The 2,934-nt window shown below is 59.1% G+C and carries 4 protein-coding genes; all 4 read left to right on the forward strand.

Going from position 1 to position 2,934, the window contains the following annotated elements:
- Positions 1 to 138: 138 nt before the first annotated feature.
- The 4 genes from JKG68_RS31690 to JKG68_RS31705 all read left to right on the forward strand — a co-directional run bounded on the left by JKG68_RS31690 (position 139) and on the right by JKG68_RS31705 (position 2,789).
- On the forward strand, positions 139 to 399 hold the full coding sequence (locus JKG68_RS31690; protein WP_202066340.1) for a hypothetical protein: 261 nt from the start codon (positions 139 to 141) through the stop codon (positions 397 to 399).
- A gap of 352 nt (positions 400 to 751) precedes the next feature.
- Entirely contained in the window at positions 752 to 1,465 is a 714-nt protein-coding gene (locus tag JKG68_RS31695; RefSeq protein WP_202066342.1) for a recombinase family protein, read from the forward strand.
- A 636-nt stretch (positions 1,466 to 2,101) separates the two neighbouring features.
- Positions 2,102 to 2,395 (forward strand): hypothetical protein, encoded by a 294-nt coding sequence (locus tag JKG68_RS31700; protein ID WP_202066344.1) that lies wholly within the window; start codon positions 2,102 to 2,104, stop codon positions 2,393 to 2,395.
- 244 nt (positions 2,396 to 2,639) lie between these two features.
- Positions 2,640 to 2,789 (forward strand): DUF1127 domain-containing protein, encoded by a 150-nt coding sequence (locus tag JKG68_RS31705; protein ID WP_202066346.1) that lies wholly within the window; start codon positions 2,640 to 2,642, stop codon positions 2,787 to 2,789.
- Positions 2,790 to 2,934: the final 145 nt, after the last annotated feature.

The raw sequence follows: 2,934 nt of genomic DNA on the forward strand, positions 1-2,934 counted from the left end.
AGTAGGCCTCCTGCACCAACACCTCTCCAACGCTCAACCCATTGCTTTAGCTTCAAACCAGCCCGCAATTCGCTTTAGTTGTGGCCCCCTATGAAGTGTCGGGGTCAGGGCCCCCGGAAGTAACGGGGCAGGCTGTCGTTGCTGGACAGCCTCGCCATCGAGATTGCGCCGCTAGACGTTAGACAGCGACACGCCAAGAACGGCTTGGGGATTAGCATCTGCGCGGCGCAGGACAGTCGCGCCTGCGGCATTCGCTTGCTCAATGAAGCCTTCCTCCTCACGCTCAACCGCGAGGATCTCGGTGAGGATCTCGGCCACTCGGCTCGCGCGTTGCTGATCAGTCAGCGCTGCGTCATCCGCACCATGGACTTCTATCTCCGCGTCGAGTGCGGAGAGTAACTGATCCTTCCAAATTAGGTACTAAATTCAAAGCAGCTCGTAATCCGTTACGGAACACCGAGTTGTTTTGGCCTGACTATGAATAAAGCCCATGTTGAACCCATGGACGGAGAATGCTGTATTGGCTGGAACTCTCTCGTAAATAGTTCGTGTGTTTGAGTCGATCTGGGTACCGCTATTAGCGAAATGCTCGCATGTCACTTCAACGTCTTTCACGGAGAAATCATTGCGGTTGGCGATCGTTAAGTTCACGAGCATCACCGAACCGAAGGCGCCGTTAGTCCAACGGACGTTGCTGAGGGTCAGGTTTTGCAGTGCTTCAGAAATAGGGACGAAAGGGACAGGGAAACCTATGGCGCGTAAGGAACCCATCAAGGCTGTGGCCTATCTCCGCACCTCGTCCGCGGCCAATGTTGGCGCCGACAAGGACAGCGAGAAGCGGCAAAGGGCTGCCATCGAGTCCTTGGCCCGGGCTGCCGGGTACGAGCTGGTGGGCACCTACTATGACGAGGCGGTGAGCGGCGCGGATCAGGTGACGTCCCGTCCCGGCTTCACGGCCATGATGGAGCGGATCGCTGGGAACGGTGTCCGGACCATCATCGTGGAGATGGCGAACCGCTTCGCCCGTGACCTGATTGTGCAGGAGACGGGCTATGCTCTCTTGAAGGAACAGGGGATCGAGCTGATTGCAGCCGACAAGCCTGACGCCTTCCTGGACGACACTCCTACTGCCATCCTAATCCGGCAGGTTCTCGGGGCCGTGTCGCAGTTCGAGAAGGCCATGGTGGTGACGAAGCTGAAAGGCGCCCGGGATCGGAAGCGGATCGCCCTCGCCCAGGCTGCCAAGGAGGACAAGGCCATCCGGGTGAAGGTGGAAGGCCGCAAGAGCTACGGGGAAATCAACCCGGACCTGGTACGCTTTGCCAAGAGGCTCCATCGGTATCCGGTCAACGGGAAGCGTCGTTCCCTCCGGGACGTCTCCAGCGCCCTCGCCCAGGCAGGCTTCCTCACAAGGACAGGCAGGCCCTTCACGGCTGAAGCCGTCTCCAGGGTGGTGAAAGGCTGAGCAACCGCTCGGGCGGCAAGTCACGCGACCTCACGTTATCCATTGCCGCTAGAAAGCTGACACTCACCCTTCATGTGCTTCGCGATGGCCGACATAGCGCTGCCGAGAGAGACAAAGTTGGCAGCCTCCATTCCGGCCAGCCCAGCGTTGCCGTCCGCTTGGATGGTGAACAGTGACGGAGCGACTTCGATGATGGTTCCAAGAGGGCGCCGGAGCCTATCGCTCAACATCCAAGTGCCTAGTTTGAACTCCGCAGGCGTCACAACCACATCCACGGCGGCTTCTCCGTCACGGCAGGATCATTCTTGCGTCATGACGTAGGCTGTCAAGCGATGTCTGGCTGGGTGCCGTGGGGCTGATAATGAGGCATGAAAAAGCCCCGTCGGGATTGGGTTGAACGGGGCTGAAGTCTACGGAGGCCAGTCAAGGGGTTGCGGGGATTGCCTCCGCTCTTCTGAGGTGGTGTGTGCCCGTTATTGATCAATAGTGCTGTGACGTTAAAGCACGATAATGCGATAATGCTAAGCCGCTATAGCGCTACAGCATTGAGAACAAGGAGGCCGATTGCATCCCTCGCTTCAACCTCTAGCTTGGTCAGTGCCGGGCCTTCCCCGGTACATGATCCAGGAGGGGAACATGGGCGAGTGGAAAACGGTCTATGAGGATGAGGTCGAGGAGCGCTGGGTCACACTCAAGGTCTACGAAGGTGAGGATGATGATAACGGCAACGAAGACCCAATCGTGCGGGTCACGGTAGCGCCCATCGAGGACGCGGAGCAGGACTCAGGTGGGCAGAAGCCCAATGCAGAAGCCGAGGACAACTCGACTACACTTGAGCCTGATCCCATTGATGACCTTGAGGAGGAATTGATCGAAATCGGCTTCAGCCCAGTGGCGGCGGCGTGGATCGTCGGCAAGGTTCCTGCGTGAGGTGCGCGGCAGCCGTAAACAGGCGGTAAACGCTTCCGATCCGTTCCATGCTCATTCCGCATGGCAGGGGCGAACACTTTCAGGTTTGTCCCAAGCCAGGAGCGCTGTAGATGCCCCCTCCTCCGCCATGGCCTCTTGTGGCGGGTTTCCTCCCTAAACTCGGCCACCCCATTCGGTGGCCTTTTTCTCGTTACCAGTTCGCGGCGCCCTTCCGCTCGGGCTGGATCATTGTTGAGGTTGCGTCATGTTTCTTTCGGTCATTCTTTCGAGCCTTCGTCAGTGGCACCGTTCCCGTGAGACTGCCCGTCAACTTGCTGCCCTGAGTGACCGGGAACTCTCCGACATCGGCTTGTCCCGGGGCGACATCCCCCAGGCCGCACGGCAAGGACGGTAAGCTTCCCCAAGAGGGCGGCACAACAGGCTGCCCTCTATTCCCTACCGAACGGATTAGCATCGTGCCGCTTTAGTGGTGCATCCGGTAAGTCATGCCGCCCTCGGTACCAGGGCGATGCCAGGCGAACGGCGTGGCCGGTGTCGGC

Origin of the sequence: Microvirga aerilata (genome assembly GCF_016743775.1) — a bacterium.
Taxonomy (GTDB): domain Bacteria; phylum Pseudomonadota; class Alphaproteobacteria; order Rhizobiales; family Beijerinckiaceae; genus Microvirga; species Microvirga aerilata.

Excerpts from the sequence above, each read along its gene's own strand:
- JKG68_RS31695 (WP_202066342.1), top strand. The coding sequence starts at position 752 with ATGGCGCGTAAGGAACCCATCAAGGCTGTGGCCTATCTCCGCACCTCG.
- JKG68_RS31700 (WP_202066344.1), top strand. The coding sequence starts at position 2,102 with ATGGGCGAGTGGAAAACGGTCTATGAGGATGAGGTCGAGGAGCGCTGG.
- JKG68_RS31705 (WP_202066346.1), top strand. The coding sequence starts at position 2,640 with ATGTTTCTTTCGGTCATTCTTTCGAGCCTTCGTCAGTGGCACCGTTCC.